At 38.3% G+C, this 17988-nt stretch carries 9 protein-coding genes; 2 read left to right on the top strand and 7 right to left on the bottom strand.

Features of this window, described 5'->3' with window-relative positions; all coding sequences use genetic code 11:
• Window positions 1–310 precede the first annotated feature (310 nt).
• The 3 genes from prfA to HN014_RS00945 form a co-directional block, all read right to left on the bottom strand.
• Complete coding sequence (prfA, locus tag HN014_RS00935) at window positions 311–1387, bottom strand: peptide chain release factor 1 (RefSeq protein ID WP_176027038.1); 1077 nt, start codon at window positions 1385–1387, stop codon at window positions 311–313.
• Window positions 1388–1663: 276 nt separating this feature from the next.
• Window positions 1664–2563 carry a hypothetical protein gene (locus HN014_RS00940; RefSeq protein WP_176027039.1) on the bottom strand — a complete coding sequence of 300 codons (900 nt, stop codon included), beginning with the start codon at window positions 2561–2563 and terminating at the stop codon, window positions 1664–1666.
• A 176-nt stretch (window positions 2564–2739) separates the two neighbouring features.
• Window positions 2740–3603: a hypothetical protein gene (locus HN014_RS00945; RefSeq protein ID WP_176027040.1), complete on the bottom strand. Its 864-nt coding sequence runs from the start codon at window positions 3601–3603 to the stop codon at window positions 2740–2742.
• Window positions 3604–4070: 467 nt separating this feature from the next.
• On the opposite strand from HN014_RS00945, the gene HN014_RS00950 reads away from it, so the two are divergent.
• Window positions 4071–5621, top strand: a complete 1551-nt coding sequence (locus HN014_RS00950) for a hypothetical protein (RefSeq protein WP_176027041.1) — start codon at window positions 4071–4073, stop codon at window positions 5619–5621.
• Between the two features lie 479 nt (window positions 5622–6100).
• A complete protein-coding gene (locus tag HN014_RS00960) occupies window positions 6101–6247 on the top strand; it encodes a hypothetical protein (RefSeq protein ID WP_176026871.1) in 147 nt (48 codons plus the stop codon).
• A gap of 725 nt (window positions 6248–6972) precedes the next feature.
• On the opposite strand, the gene HN014_RS00965 is transcribed toward HN014_RS00960, so the two are convergent.
• The 4 genes from HN014_RS00965 to HN014_RS00980 all read right to left on the bottom strand — a co-directional run bounded on the left by HN014_RS00965 (window position 6973) and on the right by HN014_RS00980 (window position 17838).
• A complete protein-coding gene (locus HN014_RS00965) occupies window positions 6973–11553 on the bottom strand; it encodes an RHS repeat domain-containing protein (protein WP_176027042.1) in 4581 nt (1526 codons plus the stop codon).
• Window positions 11554–11590: 37 nt separating this feature from the next.
• Window positions 11591–16612: an RHS repeat domain-containing protein gene (locus HN014_RS00970; RefSeq protein ID WP_176027043.1), complete on the bottom strand. Its 5022-nt coding sequence runs from the start codon at window positions 16610–16612 to the stop codon at window positions 11591–11593.
• 66 nt (window positions 16613–16678) lie between these two features.
• Window positions 16679–17293: a hypothetical protein gene (locus tag HN014_RS00975; protein ID WP_176027044.1), complete on the bottom strand. Its 615-nt coding sequence runs from the start codon at window positions 17291–17293 to the stop codon at window positions 16679–16681.
• A gap of 2 nt (window positions 17294–17295) precedes the next feature.
• Window positions 17296–17838, bottom strand: a complete 543-nt coding sequence (locus HN014_RS00980; protein WP_176027045.1) for an OmpH family outer membrane protein — start codon at window positions 17836–17838, stop codon at window positions 17296–17298.
• Window positions 17839–17988 lie beyond the last annotated feature (150 nt).

Here is a 17988-nt window from a genome sequence, read left to right on the forward strand (position 1 = left end):
ATATTTCCCAGTACGGGAGTATTTAAAATTTACTTAGGGAATACTTCATGGCTGATAACCTATTAATAGATGCTACCTAAAGAGGAGTTCCTATCAGCGACAAGGTTAGATTATATACAATGAAGTTTTTGACTTCCGTAGCTCTGCTATACAGCTAAAAAATTACTTCATCTGAACACAAAACCACTACTTTTCACTTAAATCAAAAAAGTTTAAACCACTTCAATACTAAAAAAACCAATTCTTTTTAGAATTGGTTTTTTATATACTCATATCATTTTCTTTCTGTAGAAAATGGGTATGCTATTAATTAGAACAAATCACTGGATTCTTTTAATTTTTCTGTATTTGCTACTAATTGCAATTCTTCTATGATCTTATGGATATCTCCATCAATGATATTCCCCAGATCGTATAACGTAAGACCGATACGGTGCTCCGTCACTCTTCCCTGCGGATAGTTATAGGTTCTGATCTTCGCAGATCGGTCTCCGGAAGAAACCATGCTCTTTCGCTTTTCAGAATCTGCTGCCTGTTTCTTTGCTAATTCCATCTCATACAATCTGGATCGAAGTACTTTCAGGGCTTTTTCCAGGTTTTTATGTGAGGATTTCTGATCCTGACAACTGACAATCATACCGGTAGGCTCGTGGTGTAATTTAATCGCAGAATATGTCGTATTTACCGACTGCCCTCCTGGACCGGTAGAAGTCGTACGTTCGATACGTACTTCCTGCATATCCAGCTCTACATCAAACTCTTCGGCTTCTGGCAATACAATAACAGAAGCAGCACTGGTATGTACCCGCCCCTGAGTTTCTGTCTGAGGCACTCGTTGTACCCGGTGTACTCCTGCTTCAAACTTCAGGGTTCCATATACATCTTCTCCATTCACCTCGAAGATAATCTCCTTATATCCTCCACTGGTTCCTTCATTCAGATCTACCACACTGGTTGTCCATCCTTTGCTTTCACAAAACTTGGTATACATACGGAATAGATCTCCTGCAAAAATACTCGCCTCATCTCCTCCGGCACCTGCACGAATTTCTACCACACAGTTCTTCGCATCCTCAGGGTCTTTTGGCACCAACATCATCCGGATTTTTTCTTCCAATGCCGGTAATTCTTCTTTGGCTTCTTCTAACTGAAGTTTTGCCATTTCCACCATCTCCGCATCACTCCCGTCATCAATGATTTCCTCTGCCTCTTTCAGGTTATCCGTAAGTTCGATATATCGATCCCGCTCCTCCATCAAGGCTTTAAGATCTTTATACTCTTTATTTAATTTAATATATCTTTTCTGATCCGCAATCACATCCGGCTGAATGATTAAATCATTCACCTCATCGAACCGTTGCTTCACGATATTTAATTTATCAATCATAGTTTACTTAGATACTGTACGTAGAATACGCAAAAGTAAGCTTTTTTATGAAAAAGACATCAGGCATTTACAAGATTCTCCTTCAATCACTTTATTGGCATCGCTAAAGGGGATAATCCCCTAGGCTAAGCTTGAAATTAAAAAATTTGTTTCCAGCGAATGCCTCATGAGTTTGCCCCGTGATGGTTTCTACTACGATATGAAACAACACTTACCTATGATGCCTTTACTACTGTACAAATCTCTTTTGCACTACCCCCCCCTTAAACATAAACACTAGCCTTGTTTATAGACCAATCCAAAGGAAAAATAGCGTTCTTTATTCATATTCCGACCATCAATTGTCGTACTATATCCTGAGGAGACCCCCAGTATTTGTTTATATACAGGTATATACAGATCGAAGGAGAGATTGGTATAATTCACCCGGGTTTCAGGCAATCCGTCGGGACCTGCCTCCTGGTACTGCGGAGACCCGATATCATAACCCGAAACGGATTGTTGCACTCCTATTTTTGCGTGGGTATAAAAGAAACGGTTGTAATACCCTAGTTTTGCACTCCACAAGAAGGCATCTGGCACGGTGTATTCCTTATGATAACGATAACTATACCCTGCCTGCACCTCTGCAAATAAGCGAAAGGGGGTGGTAAACTGTAGCACTCCTATTCCATCCATAGTTGTCGCCTTGGTCCCCAGTGATAACAATCCTCTTCCTTCATAATCCCCTACCGGGAGAAAGGTTCCGGCCGCTACTCCTGCCTGTAGGGAGGCTCCGTTTGTAAAATAAACATTGGCAACCCTAGCTTTTGCAAAAAAACCGAGATCCTGGAGCCCTTCTATCCGATCTTTTTGCTGATAAGGGTCTAAGGCTCCTCCTTCACTCCCTATACTGATATAAGGCAATGTAGCCGTAAAGGATAACCAATCCGTAAGTCCGTATTCTCCATATAGTGAAACCAGCGTAGAGGAAATCCGGTCAAAACCCGGGGGGTTCCTCTCTGTCAATCGGGTTCCGCTATAATAACGTTCATAAAATTTGTAGGTGTAACTACTCGCTACGGTAAGTTGTTCTTTTTTAGAAAAAAAACCACTAATTGTTGTTTGTGCTATGCATATACATGGAAAAACAATTCCCATCAATACCAGCCACTTTTGTTTTGATTTGTGTAACATACTAACATCGTTTTAGGTTAATACCGCGGTTAGACGCAATGCAAAGCGGTCTCCTGACACGATGAACTGTTAGACTTTCGTTAATCTTTTTAAAAAAATCATAAAAAAAGCGGGGTCTCCCCCGCTTCAACCTCACCCCCAATATATGCCATAATTCCCCCGACTACCTATAATAATTAGGCAGTGGTTGTATGGCTTTGAAATTTCAATAGCTGTTCCTTTAATGATTGATTAAGTCTGATATAAGAAACCACGGCTTCATCTGTATGTTCTATCTTTCCTTTATCTGTTATTTTTGCTTTCTTATTTAGTACAGTTACATAACAATCTCCCCGCTTAGAAGCATACACCGTAATTACACTGTGATCTTTTTCCTCCGTCGCTGCCAGACTTATCTCATCAAAAGCGGTAACTGTCCCTTTTTCCAATTCGGCAACCATTTTTGGGGTATCGCCTATATAATTCAATGCCGGCAATACGGTTTCTTCAAACCATACACCATCCTGTTCACAAAAAGGCTGTTTGGCTCTCGGAAATGATATCAACGTACTAATTCCTATAACAATCAGTGCTTCTATTCCCCAAATAACTGATAAGAAAGTGCCATGTACTGCATTGTTTCTAATGCCCCAGGTACCTACTTCATTTATTTTTGCAATCCATTCTCCCAACATTCCCGGATCAGTTACCAAAGTGAATAATTGCCCCATTCCTGCATCAGGAGTTCCATCTGCAATCACTAACTGCACCCATACCGCCCAATGTACATATAATGCAACTGCTCCTCCTAGTGTTCCCAACACCGCTGATATCCTTGGATTTCGGTTTTTTCCTTTATTAATTACCACAATATTTATCAATAAACCAAGCCCGAAACCAAAACCGGCAGCAATTAAAAAATTGATATACACAAATGGAATGTACCGGATACAGTAGGCATATATAACACCCAATATCGGAAATGCCGTTACCGACAGTATCAAAAAATAGAGAATCGACAAGATCGAAAACTTCCCTGATGGTTTGTAATAGTGCTTCATAATATATTATTGTTTAGTATTGATATAAAACCGAAATGTGCTATAGCAAAGACGGTCAATTCTCGTGTTCGTCAACAGTACTATTCCCTATCCATCCCAATACAGATATACAAAGTAGTTAACTCCCTCGCAGCAAGCTGATGAGGCATCCAAAGGGAACTATTATAAATATTCGACACGGATTGCCGAAGCATTTTAAAACGTATGTAATGAATCTCCTTTTTGGAGGGGTAGCCCTGTACCGCTTAATACTCGGGGAACCGTTGTATACAAATAGACAACAATCTGCTGAAACTATCCCCCCTCACTTATTAATCGTCAGTGAGGACTTATTTTCTGTGCTGAAAAAGGGAAAAATTCATTTTTTTTTACAAAAAAAACGATACAAAGGTAAATCCGTAATTTTCAAAAGTCTGAAGAATTCAGTAACTTAACATCAACCCAATAACCCATTTGTAATCAACCATATGCTATCACTTTCCTCCTTATCCGTATTTTTGAATAGGAATTACTCTATATCAGCTATAAAAATATATGTACTGGCTGTATTTGTGTTTTACACATTTTCGGCAACTGCGCAAATTGACGCAAATTCTGTTATGGGATTGCCCACTACTGCCACCACTGTGGAAATGAATGGGATTACTGGTGTCGCAGAAGGTTCTTTATTGTACAATATAGAAACCAAAAAGATCTATATATTCGATGGGACCAACTGGGTATCTACTACGAATGACAACTGGCTAATTGATGGAAATAATGGCATTGCTTCGACCTCTTTTCTGGGAACACAGGATGATATTGCGATGGATATCCGATCCAATAATATCAGCATCCTGGAATTTGGAAGGCGGCAAACACTGGGACTGGAACAAGCATTTGAAGACTATGATGATCCCGATCAATATCTTACGTATGTAAAAGGGAATAATGGTGTTTCTGCCTTACAATTTCAAGCCAATGCAGCTTCTTTTTACAAACCTATGTTTTTTACCAATAGTGATGGGAACTTCCGGCTAAAGGGAAGTGCTGCCGGTACAGACTTTTTTGAGGTAGGCTCTAACGGAGTATCCAACAATGGAGAACTAGAATTTATTATCGGGGATGATGGGGCTGAACCATTTATTTTTAAGCGGTATGATTACCGGGATAGAACCAAAAAAGAATTAATGCGCATACAGGGAAGTGCCAATGCCCTCACTGCCAAACCCCGGGTAGGAATTAATACAGGAACACTGGCTAATTCTACCCTACAGGTCGCAGGATCCGTAGCTACCTCGATTGTCACTCCTACAACCAATATTACACTGACCGAAGATCATCACACAGTGATTATTACGACCACCCTCAGTACTACCCTTCCTGCTGCGAATACTGTCAACGGTCGTATTTATGTAATCAAAAACACCACAGCTACTACCCAGGCAATCAGCAGCTATCGGGATGCGAACAATACTGCTCAGACGACGGTTCCAAGAAGCAGTATTTTGTGGTTGCAAAGTGACGGAACCAACTGGCAACAAATCGGAAATACCGGAACTGTAACGACGACTTCGACCATACTGGTCGATCAATCTTTTATCTGGGCTGGGCAGGTAGATGATGCAGACATTCACAGCAATGCTACCCTGGATGTTACTCAAACCAGAAGCGATACAGGATGGACTTTTGCCGCTCCCAGTACCATTACTTATACCGGTACTCCGGATCATGTAAAAATCAATCTTATGGCAGTAGCCAATAATACCGGAAATCACTGGCCGCTACCTCATGTCAGAGTATTCAGAAATGGTGTTCAAATAGGAGAAGGAAGCGAAAAATTTCTGGATGACAGCGGTACCTATTCCGGAAGAAGTACTGTCGTCATTAATATGATCGATAGTAATCCTGGAACAAATCCGGTCTATACATTTACCACACTGGAGGATGATAACCGTACCATGAATAATCCTACCATTCCGGATCTTTCCCCAATCTCTCTTATTGCTGTAGAAAAAGTAGCAGTTGTACGACTTTGATTCTGGTATGCTTACCTCATAAAGCAAAATCGGTTTCTATTGCTTTCTCTATTATTCGGAACGAGCTCGAAGGCTACTTCTATATACTTTTTCTGGAAAACTCCCTTTGAATACAGACCAGAAACCACCTTATTTCTCCATAAAAAACAGGAGATTTATGACGTATTTCAGCACTTATTCTGATCTAAAATCACTAAAAAAAGGTTCTTTTTTATATTTTTATATAATCCATTTCCTACTTTACAGGTTTCAAAAGTATGTCGCTTAAAATCTCTAAGTAACTCTGATGGCTGATCATTTGTGGAACGAAAAATAAAGTGTATATGGCTCGGCATAAAGCAATAACAGTATAATTCAAAACCTTTGTGTTTTCTGCAATAGCTTACACTATCTACCAATACATCAAAATAGACCTGCCTTGTAAAAACATCTATCCAATTGACCGTAGCAAAACTGACAAAGTATAAACCTTTTTTATTATGAAATTTGTAGTTTCTGCTCATACGTCTAAAATAGAAAAAACAGTCACATTTTTTACAAACATGACTGTTTTTGATTTTATTTTTTACTTGAACCTGCTTACTCAAACCCTTCCAATCTTTGCCGCCACTAGTTTTGAAAACTAGCGGGAGCGTATACTAACGGGAGCAGGGGATTTTTTATAATAAACCTACGGATATAAGGTACAAATCCGCGTTATCTGGTTCGAGCGCTAGTGAACTTGCTAATGACGATAAAAATACCATTACCAAGATCATTGATGCTTTTATACGAGATACCAAAACCAAAAAAGCTTACTCTGCATAAAAAACAAAACCACAACCCACCATAAAAATAGGCCGTGGCTTTGTTGTTTCCTGCCCTTGTCCTGCCAATCCATACCGCCACTAGCAAATGCTAGCGGTAGCGCATTCTAGCGGCAGCAGGGGGGGACACCTACCAAGTACCTGTAGTAAAACAGATCACTTTGTTTTATAAAATTGAACAAAACCAGATCATACTGTTACGCTTCTGGAACAATTATCAAGACCCGCAAAATTTATCGCTATAAATACAAAACAGCCACTTTAACGAGTGGCTGTTTTTATAAAATTAAACATCTTAAAACTTACCAGTTATTTTGTATAATTATTGTTGCAATCACGATAAAAAGAAAAAATCCAATAATTGTATTTAAGGCTTCATTTTCAATCTGGCCATAGTGAGTTTTTTTTCCTTCCCAAATAAACTTAAAACCAACAAACTTCTTGTTAGATATTAGATGGATAAAATTAATGATTATGAAGCGTAAACTAGCTCCTAAAAAAGAAAAGATATAATGTACTATGACTATTCCAACAATTTCCATCTATTAATTATCATTATTAATGATCCCTTCTACAGTGCCAATAATTGTCTTTCCATAACCCAAATGACCTTTCATTCCTTGTCCCCAATATTTATGAAATCTATTCATATTTTTTAAGATTATACCTTTAATTTTTGCCGTCTTAAATGTTCTTGTAATAATACCTTTATATTTAGAATTAAATTGCCCCATATTTAAAGTTGGTTTTTTAATCCTACCAAAAGTTGCTAAAGTCATCATCCCATTTAGACCTGATTCTATTCCTTCACTACTCCCTCTAACAACTACAGTACCGTTTAATCGCTGAGGCTGATTGTTTGGACTTAATAAATCAAAACTTGTTCCAAATACATACGCATCATCTAAAGTGTTATATATTGCCGAACCGATTGTTGATTTTATACCTGATGAATTATTTAAATCATCTTCTATTCTTCCAAAAAAGTTAGGTTTATATTCCGAAAAAGATCCTGTAAAAGGAGAATTTAAAATACTCTGATCAACACCAAAATATCCAAACCCTTCAAAATTACTGTTCACAGCATTAAGATCGCTCTTATTAAAAGCAAGAAAAGTACCTGTATCTCCCTGATCAATACTAATTCCATATTTTTTATCACCTCCAAAATCAGTTGTAAATCGTTCACCTTTAAAACCATTTCCAACCCAGCCCCAGAATTGACCCCATTTTGTTTTATACCCTCCATCAGGATCTACTCCATTGATCCAATCATTACCCATTCCAACATACGGAGAGTGATATTGCCCATAAGGATCAGGAGCTAACCATCTATTAATACGAGGATCATACAATCTAAGTTCGAATGCAGGTTTTCCAGTTTCTGGGTCAGTTTCAGCAAACTCCCCTTGATATCCGTAGCGGTAATCTCCCTGTAAATTTCGATTAGGCATCGCCATCCCACCAGGGTAATAATCTGTTTTGGTCAATGCTATTGGGGTTCCTGTAGTTGTTTTACTAACCACCGCCCGGACATTGCCCAAATGATCTGTCAACTGATAAAAATTAGCCCCGCCTCTTTTTTGGACCCCGATACGCCCGGCTCCGAACAGGGCGTATTCTTCTAACTGCCCATTGCGGTATATGACCATTGTATTTCCTGCGGCATCGCGTACATAGTGCTCAGTATAACTAAGAGTTCCATTAGCATAAGCTTCTTTTCGGACCCGCTGCCCTTTATCATTGTAAAAGAACTTAAGCCGCGGGCTTCCTTCTTCATGAATCTCTGTCACCAACCCACTGGCATTGTAAAGATAGTCAATTTTTTCACTTTCATTTCTCGTGAGTTGCCCGATACGATTGTACCGATAGTTATCAGCCGGCTGAGAGCCGATATCAGCTGCTCCTGCTACATCCCCGGCAGCATCTGTAACCTGTGTCAACTGATTGGGTTTTGCCCCCTTATAGGTATAGGTCAGCTGATCCATCGCATTGTTTCCGTTTTCGGTTTGCTTGGCACGATGCAGGGTCTGGATATTTCCATTGGCATCATAGGTGATTTGATCCACTGTATAATCGCCTTGAGCATTCAGGGCTAATGTTCCTGCATTGATACTCCGGGTTTCCCGATTACTCCCAGCAGTAATACGGGCACTAAAACGACTCCCCTGCTTGGCGTGAAAGCCGGGAATCAAAGTAATGCTCTTATTCGCAGATAAGTGCTTGGCCTGTCCGCTATTCAGAATGTCATTTACTGAAGGAAGGTGGTCATCAGGAGAGGGAATGGCACTGGTATTTTCATCGATGATCACAGGGAGACTTGCCGTATCGGCATTAAATGTTCCATATGCTGCTTGTTGTAACCAATTATTGCGATCATAGGTATATGAATAGGTATGTTCTGTACTCATTCCTCCGGTAACAGGGGTATCTGTACTATTCCATCGTATTCCTTTGATGTTTCCATTGTATTGATCTACTCCATAGCTGGTACTTTTAATATTTCGCAATGGTCGGTTAAAATCGTGGTGGTTATAGTCAATAATCATCCCAAAAAGGTCATTGGCATCTCCTCCCGGATCATTACCGGTAGAGAGACTAGGGTGATTGATTGCTTTTAATTGTCCGGAAAGATTGTAAACATAATCAATTCCCTGCAAGCCCCTGGCAATATTGGTACGTTTTAAGGCGCCGGTTTCATAATAGGTATAAGCGGCATGCTCCGTATAATTCGTTCCATTTTTTGTAGTTTCTACCTTAAGTAATTGCCCGGTATCCGGATCATAGCTATATCGGTGCATAAAGCGCTCCGCACTTTTATACTTCTGGTAATCTACCTGCGTCACCTGTCCGCTTACGGGATCATAGGTATAGTCAATAGTTTTGGTTCCCAATCCCTGAATATATTGCACCATATTTCTAACCCGTCCATATATATCATAACTATACCAGCTGATGGTCGTTTCCGGCAGGGTATAGGTCATGGCTACATTACCTGCTAAAAAGGTAGCCTTATAGGTTGCTTTTTGCGTACTGTTCAATCCCAGTTGTGTCAGGGCTTCTTCCAGGGTTCTGGAAGGTGCCGTAGTACCTGCGGGTACTGTCTGCTGATCATAAACGGTAAAGTGTTGTTCTTTTCGGGTTCCGGCAGGAAGTGCCGCATCCGGATCGGCTGTTGCAAAGGCAGTACTTACCAATACACCACTTTCTACAGAACGTCCTCTGTGATCATAATTGGTATAAGAAAATTCCTGAGGGGTAGCATGGGCTTGTTTACTATTCTGCGAAAAGCGAATCTGACCATCTTTCCGGTATTTAAAATCCGCTGCTCCTTCATCCGGACTCTCACTTTTAGTTAGTTGTCCTAATGCATTATATGTAAAGGTACTTTTCAACTTTTGCTGAGCATGATCCCGTAATGGTTGATAAGAAGCAATCAATTGCCCTGCCTTATTATACTCCTGTAAACTGTAATCATAATAATTTTCCGGGTAGGTAATATGAATAGGTGCACGGCTGGTATCCCCACCTGTATATGCAATCCTATAAAAACCACTGGGTAAACTGCCGAATGCTGTATTGGTGGTTGTTTCGGTTATCAGGTTGTATACATCAAAAAGCGTATTGTTTGATAACACAACGCCTACATCATTTTTTACTACAACCCCGCTTCGCCCCTTAGGAATGTGTATATCCACATAGTTTTGTTCCCGAATCTGTACGGTAGCCGTTCTATTGGCTGCTTCGACATCTCCGCTACGAGCCGCGGCCAGGGTCCTGCCTTCTGCATCTGTAAATACAACATTTTCTTCTCCATGCACATCCCTGCTTACTGTTTTTAAAATCGTATAGTTATTATACTTAGCATCGCCAAAAGCAGCTGTGCTCGATAGTTCCTGTCCGGCAGGCATCGAAAACACATATCCGTTTTTCCAATTTCCGTTAATTCGGTTTCCTCCTAATGTCTTTTTAACCGCCCCGGGGGTAAGTTCACTATAAATGGTTCGGGTATAAGGACGGGTAGTAACATCCTGATAAGCCTCTCCCTGATTCTGTGTACTGTAATAGTGTCCTAGTGTATTGGACTGGGATCCTACGGTTTTCGGGTTTTCCGGACTGGTTTCAAAATCTTCGGCTATATATATATCGCCATTAGATTTTTTGATAAAATCCTCCCGATAAATAAAATCCAGGTCAATTTCTCCATTGGTCGGAGCACTCATCGTTTGCAATGCAGGTCTTCCCTGTCTATCATACAAGATCTGTGAGGCCCAGGTTTTTTTAGTCTTGGGGTCAACAGACTGGGATTGCGTAAGTTTTCCTAATGTATTAAAATATGTTTTATTTTTCCCTTTCACTTGCTCCTGAACATCATAGGTAGTGGTTGTAATGGTATTCCAGGGTTCTCTTATATTCCCTGCAGCAGGACATCCATTGTATACTCCATATACATCAGGGCAGATATCCCCCGCCCGTCCTATAAAATTATCAGGTCTTGTACAGCGTAATCGCGTATCATTCGGGTCTCCAAAACCATCTTTATCCAGGTCTTTATACCAGAGCTTCAGCGTCGCTGTTTCATCCGTATCGGCACAGTCATCGCGGTTCTGCACATAATTATTTCCTTCTGCATCCGTAGGCTTCTCACATTGTTTGATCCCGGGATGTTCTTTATCTCCGCTACCATCTCCATCTCTATCGACATACCAGGTAAAAGATTTAATATGCCGATCGGTATCATCACAATCTGTATTATTAGAAACATAGCGTTTGTTATTGAGTGTTGGCCGCAAGACACTTCGTATCGGAGAAGCATTGTATTTTCCTTCTGTATCCTGATCCCCGTCGATATACCAGTTTTTTTCTACATTGGTAACATCAGGATCATTATCATCCTGATCCCCATAGACTAAGGCGGTATAATAATTAGATGGATTCGGAGTCGTGTCCGGACATAACTCAATAAAACTATAAGCAACTCCCATTCCATCACGGTCATAATCATAATAATAACGTACCGCACCTTCGGTACACTCCCCATCAATCGGACCGATTGGAACTCCTCCCTGAGCCATCATCCCCAAAGAGAAAAGCAAAAATGATATATATACTATAAAATGTTTCATACTTGTACTGTTTTGTTGGTCTGCTTCCTGATTCTTATTATTCATTAGGGCTTATTGGATCATCCCCCCCGATGAGCTGACATTGCGAGGCAGGAACCTGAAATGTATTGGTTGTCGTCACGGTTTCGTTGGTACTGACATCTTTTACGCTGAGGCTAACGTTGATTGCACCACATTGGTAACCATAAAATACATTGCTAGCAGACCAGCTTCCATTATTCCATCGGTATTGGTATTCTCCAGAACCATTTTGTACGTTTGCCCTATACACAATCGGGTTAGCACTCTGAGAAGTATCCAGACTGATCGATGCACTAATCGGTGGATTGATAATCTCCGGATCGATGACCCCATCACCATCCTGATCTAGGGTAATCATGGATTTATAGGAATAATTTGTTTCTGCTGCTTTTTTGAAGCCTCCTGTTAATCCGGGAGCGTCCACCACCTCTACAAAAGTTTTGATCAATCGACCGGCATCGTCATATTCATATCGGGTAGCCAGATTATTGGATCCTATGATATGCGTAAGTTCATCCCATTCATTATAGACATAACTGGTCATATTACTTTCTACCGGATGAATTCTAAAATCATCGGCATAAAAAATCCCCTGAGCGGCTTTGATGGCTATATTTTGCGTACTAATCGTAAAATCTTCGTAATGATTTAGCAAAACCCAATCCTTAGCATCAATACGCTCTCCATTAAAAGGTTTTACTTGCCCATTAACCGAAACTCTGGCATTTGCTACATTTGCTTTATCTACCCAAACTGAAATTTTATATTTTCCTGCTCTGTGTTTCCCTCGCTGCATGGTTACCTTAAATGACTCAATCGAAGTATTTACTTTTACGGAATAAGATCCCGTATGAGACTTTTCTGAGGTTTGTCCAATACCGTTCCCAGATGCCCCTGCAGCTCCAACACCTCCGTCAAAGTAGTATGGATTAGGATAACGATACTCTGCTCCTGAATAATACATTTCAGAATATTTAGCATCTGCAATGGCTATAATTTTAGATTCCTTATCCCCCATTTTTCTACTAAAAAAGTTATTGTTGATATCTGATGTTTGCAATGGGGTCGAATAATGATCGTATCTATCAATAGAAGAAGTCTTAACCCACTTAGGGTTGGTTTGTGCTTCTGTCCATTTAAAATTGTCGTCTATTCCCTGATAATTAACATAAGCTCCGTTAGCATCAATATCCCCTTTCCATGTATACACGGCATGTTTTCTCCATATTTTTTGTGTTCCTTCTACTAACGGTTCTGTTATCTCTTCCTGTGTATTCATATAAAGCCAGTCATTACTCCAGGTCGTAATTCCTGCTCCTATGGTTTTCCATTCATTGCCTACTTTAATCTGTGCCAGACTCAATGCCTGTTGAGATAACATGTTCTTATTTGTCAAATTATCCGCTTTAGCCCCCATTTCTGTATACTTATGGAAAGCGGGAACAACAACGGATTTTGCCTCAACATTATTAGCTAGTATTGATCTTGTTTCTATATTTTGACCTGTCAAAAAATCATAGGTATCAAAATAAGAAACAGATTCCTGTCCTTTTGAATAACTTAATGTAGACTTTAAAACATTAGGAAGGCTTGTTTTGCTTGATGAGCTTAAGTAATTTTTTTGTACGACTCCTTTTTTTCCTTTTTTATATATCTTATTGGTCTCCTGAATTGCTCCTTGCTGTATTTCTTCTATTGAATAGTACTCATTTTCTATTTTAGATAAAAGTTGTCCTTTTCCATTATAACTTTTTTTAGAAATCATACTACCAAGAGATGCTGTATGATCAATAAGCTCAAATTTTGAAAAATTTATTAAATGATTCTCTCCATTAATAGTGATATTTTTATCTATATTCTGTGTTTTTCTCAAAGAAAGGCTCTTTCCTAATTCAAAACCATTACTTTTTTCTGTCATTTTTTTCAATACATTAAAATGGTATACATTTTTATGCTTGACATTATTGGTTGCATACTTATGTGCCACTTCGACATACTCATACATTACAGATGGAGATGGGATATCTCCTATAAACTTAACTTCTTTTTCTTTCTTAGAAGGGGCATAGGAAGTAACACCTGAAGAGGTATTCGTTCCTGGAATGTTATACCTATAAGAGGTAATATATCGCTCTCCTTCTAGTTCTGTATAAAGGTTCTTCACGCGTATTCCTCCTCCATTTTTGTTTGTTTCTGAAGGAGAAGTTATTGCTGCTTCATACTGAAACTTATCTTCTTCATATTCAATATTTATAGAAGCTCCTAAAGGAGTTATAATTTTATTTAAGCTCCAACTTTGAGGCGAGTTACTTATATACCCCCAATCGTCCTTTAGATTCTTATTAAATGGTGTGTTTATATTCTTATAGCTAAAGCTATATGGAGGAACTAAAGCATTTCCATTTCTACCTGAGAAAAACAACTTTTTCAAAGTAAGTCTTCCTGAGTTAGCAGAATTAGGAGAATTTTTAGCTAGTTCATATGAGGTTTTAAACTCTATAGTTTTGATTACATTATCAATTTTATGGCTTTGCTCAATAATATCTTTGGAATCAAGAATGTTTCGAAATAAATTTGCTTTCCAATTTCTATTAGTAATTAAATTAGATAATTTACCTAACCTTTGCCCAAGTATACTAAATTGCTCATAATATTCATCTATTTTTATTTCCCCTCCTATAAATTCTGATTGTTCTGAGGAATTTGTTTTACTTATTGTTTTGTTTAAACCACTATTTTTTAATAAAATTATCTTATCTAATTTAAGAGATCTTTGGGGGTTTAAATTAAGAAAAAAAGTATGTGTTGATTCGATACGATGCGTCCCATCTCTAGGCAGAATTTTGTCATAAATCCCTGAAAAGTATGTTTTACCATCATCTCCTATATAAAATGAGTTAATATGTATATCATTATATACTTTAGGATTATCCTTTGTCCCTACATTTAATGTAGAAGAGGAAGACATATTATCTAATCTTGGTGATTTAACAAATAATGCGGTATGCGTTCTCGTTTTTATTTTATCTAAATAGTAGATTTCTTTTATACCCCATTCGTAAACTTTAGTTTTTTCTGAAGCTTCATACCCATTTTTCGGGGTTCTCCAACCAAACCCTTCGCTCCACATACCATAATCAAAACCAACCCAATATCCGTAGTCCCCTTCATCAACTAAATAATTATTATTCAAATCTATATAATCTGGTCCTGTTATCGCAGTTAATAGCCAGTGGGTAGCATATGGTTCGAGTTGTTGCTCTTCAAAAAAGTGTTTATTTAAATCATTATTTATTTCAGATGTCCTAGAAAATTTTTCATGTTGGTATACCGGTAACGAATAGTGATATGTTTTTCCATCTGGAGTTGTTACTTGATACGCTCCTATTCCTTCTTTCGGAATTCTTTCTCTTGTCCTATTAAATGAATATGGTTTTAATATACTAGAAGGATTATCTATTATTTCTTGATTGGTGAAAGTTTCTATATAAGATCCTTTTCTCATTCTTTTACTATTAGAATTATAACCATTATAGTTTTTTCCATTAATAGTAAGTAAAGAATTGAAAGAAGGGTTAGAAGTATTAAGATCAAAAATACTATTCAATGTATTTCTTGATAAATCCCAATGATCTGAGCTAACTTTTAAAAACGAAGAGTTTTCATTATTAAAATAAAAATGAATGTCATTAATATTTTTTGTGAATCTATCCCCAGTCGTTCCTAGCGGATAATCATAAGAAACAGAGTTAACAGTCCCTCCTTCATTATCTGTTATTTTTAGTTGATTTAGTAAAATAGCATCTTCAAAGATATAAGGTTTAATATTACCAGATATTCCTTGACCAGAAACAGAATAGCTATCATAAGATATTCCAGAATAGTATGCTTCATTACGAAGGAATTTATTATCACTCCTATAAAAAGACTCATAGGAATCAAATGCTACTTTATAATCAAACAAAGTATTATTTAGAGAGTTATTAGTATTTCCTGCATATAACGCCCCATTAAAAATATAGTAATCATTTTCATAGACCCAATATTTAGTTTTGTTAAATGTTGCCTTCAAACTAGCTAAACCACCAGAAATTGGTATAGGGATATACGCAGTAAAGGAGTTATTTAAAATGGAAGTTTGTTTAGATATCGATTGAAAACCACTAAGTTTAAAATGATACCCTATCATACTTCCGCTTAATCCATTCCGAGAACTTAATGAAATACCCGTACTTAAATTTTTATCAGTATTAGAAAATAGAGAAGCAGATATAGAAGCATCTAATGTCGTATTACCATTAAGAAAACTCTGATTTATTGAGCCACTTAACCCTACTCCAGAACTTACATTATCACCATTACTAAGTAATGAGGCGACACTTATTCCTAAACTAGCCCCTGTAGTACTAAGACTTCCTGAAAAAGGACCTACCCCTCCTGTTATTCCTACTCCAAATTGACGAGAGTTTTCCCCATTAGAAGATTGATTTTCCGAATAACTGGCATAAAGTCCTGCTGAAAAAACACCTTCTCCCCATCCGACATTTACCCCTCCTGTATATGAATTAAACGTTCCTCCTTCATCATAGAAAACAGTATATTTTCTTTTATTTTTCCAATCATCAGGAACACCAGAAACATATCTGTTAATCGCTCCTGGATTTAAATTCCACCCGAGTCCTACCCAGGAGGCCTCCTGGTCCATTGCAATCCCTGCATGGTACGCCAATGCCAGGGGGTATCCTCCTTCTGGAGAAGGCACATTGAGTAATGGTAATACATAGGACATGTCTCCGGTTAATAAATTAACCATATCGGTTGCATCTACCGGTTCAAAAGAAGCGGCTTCCGGAGCATTGGGACCATTATTATTAGCCCATAGCTGATTGTATGGAATAAGTGTTTGCAAAAAAACACAGACAAAAAACAAAGCAATGGCTCTATGGGAACCTTTTGTTTTTTGAGATGGTATGTCTTTTGAAGATGACTCTCTGGATACGCCTAATGACATAAAAGTCTGTATGATTGTTTTCTTCATAGGTCGGGTGTTGTTTTCTGTAGTCTTCTGTTGGTAATAATTCTATTTTTAGTCGTGTTGTTCTGATCAAAAACGCAGGGTCGGTGCTGAACGGATAATGTCGGTCGGGATTTTAAACCTGACTTCTCCGGTATTCAATCCCAGATCTTCTATCGTTAGATTAATATACTCCGCATTCAATATGGCTGCTTCTTTGGGATATACTAATAACATGGTAGTGGCTCCACTCATACCGTACATTCTTGGATAGTTATAGTCAGCCAGTGCAATTGTATCTTTGGAAGGGGTAAAACAATGGATTTTTTCTTCCATTCCAAAGGCTAATTGATTAACCATCGCGCCAAATCGCTGTTTGTCTCCTGCTACTGTATTGAGTAATTCTTGCTGGTTCTTCGCCATTGATAGTGTGAAGTACAGATACGGGCTGTATTTAGATCTCAAATCGTCAATCACACGTGGTTCTTTTTGTTGTCCTCCTAATTCCTGATCGACCAGTAGATCGGTAGGTTTATAGGTGATCGTATAACGTACCCCTCGAATCATTTTGGTATGAGTATATCCGTTTTCGGGATCCTTCAGATAGGTCCATAAAGCTTCTTTGGTATCAAAAGTAGTTTGCTTACAACTGCCAAATATCATACATGCTCCCAAAAGGATAAATGTATACAGAATGCGATTCATAATTATCTATTAAGGTTTCCTTCGAACTCAGCATTTAATGCGGTTAATATGGTTTCCGTCAGATCAGCCGTGGTTTCTCCATACATAATAGTTCCACTTCCTGTTGCCCCAAAGATGATGGTATGCTTATGTTTTTTTCCATATTCTTTGACAAAATCATTAATATCATTGATAACCGTTTGAGTCATTTTTTGATCTTCCTCCTGCAATTGCTTCTGAACGGCTTGCTGATAATTACTGAGTTGTTGTTGTTTAGTACTTAGTAATTGCTGCTTTAATGTGATTTCTTTTTTGGTCATACTACTTCGTTCCTTTTCGTACCCCTTTAAATCTTTTTGCCAATCGGCTATCAAACTATCGACATTGGCTTTCATCGTAGCAGCTTTTTTATCAAAAGCAGCTTTCTCAATACTGGTTCGCTTGTATCCATCTAACAATTTATTGACATCTACATAGACCAGCTCTGTTGTCGTCATCGAAAAGAAAAAAGAAGCAACAGCTGCAACTAATGCCAGTATTGCAATAGGTAAGGCAAGTTTATTCATTGTTATGATTAGTTATTTTTTGTTTCCTCATACGATGGTTATCAAGTAAATCTGGATAACCTACACCTTTTATAGAAGGCAAAAATAAAAGATGTAAGGGATTTCCCTGTTCTTTTTAAGTTGTTTTTCCTGTCTTTGCAGTAAATTGTT

Source organism: Aquimarina sp. TRL1 (assembly GCF_013365535.1).
GTDB classification, from domain to species: domain Bacteria; phylum Bacteroidota; class Bacteroidia; order Flavobacteriales; family Flavobacteriaceae; genus Aquimarina; species Aquimarina hainanensis.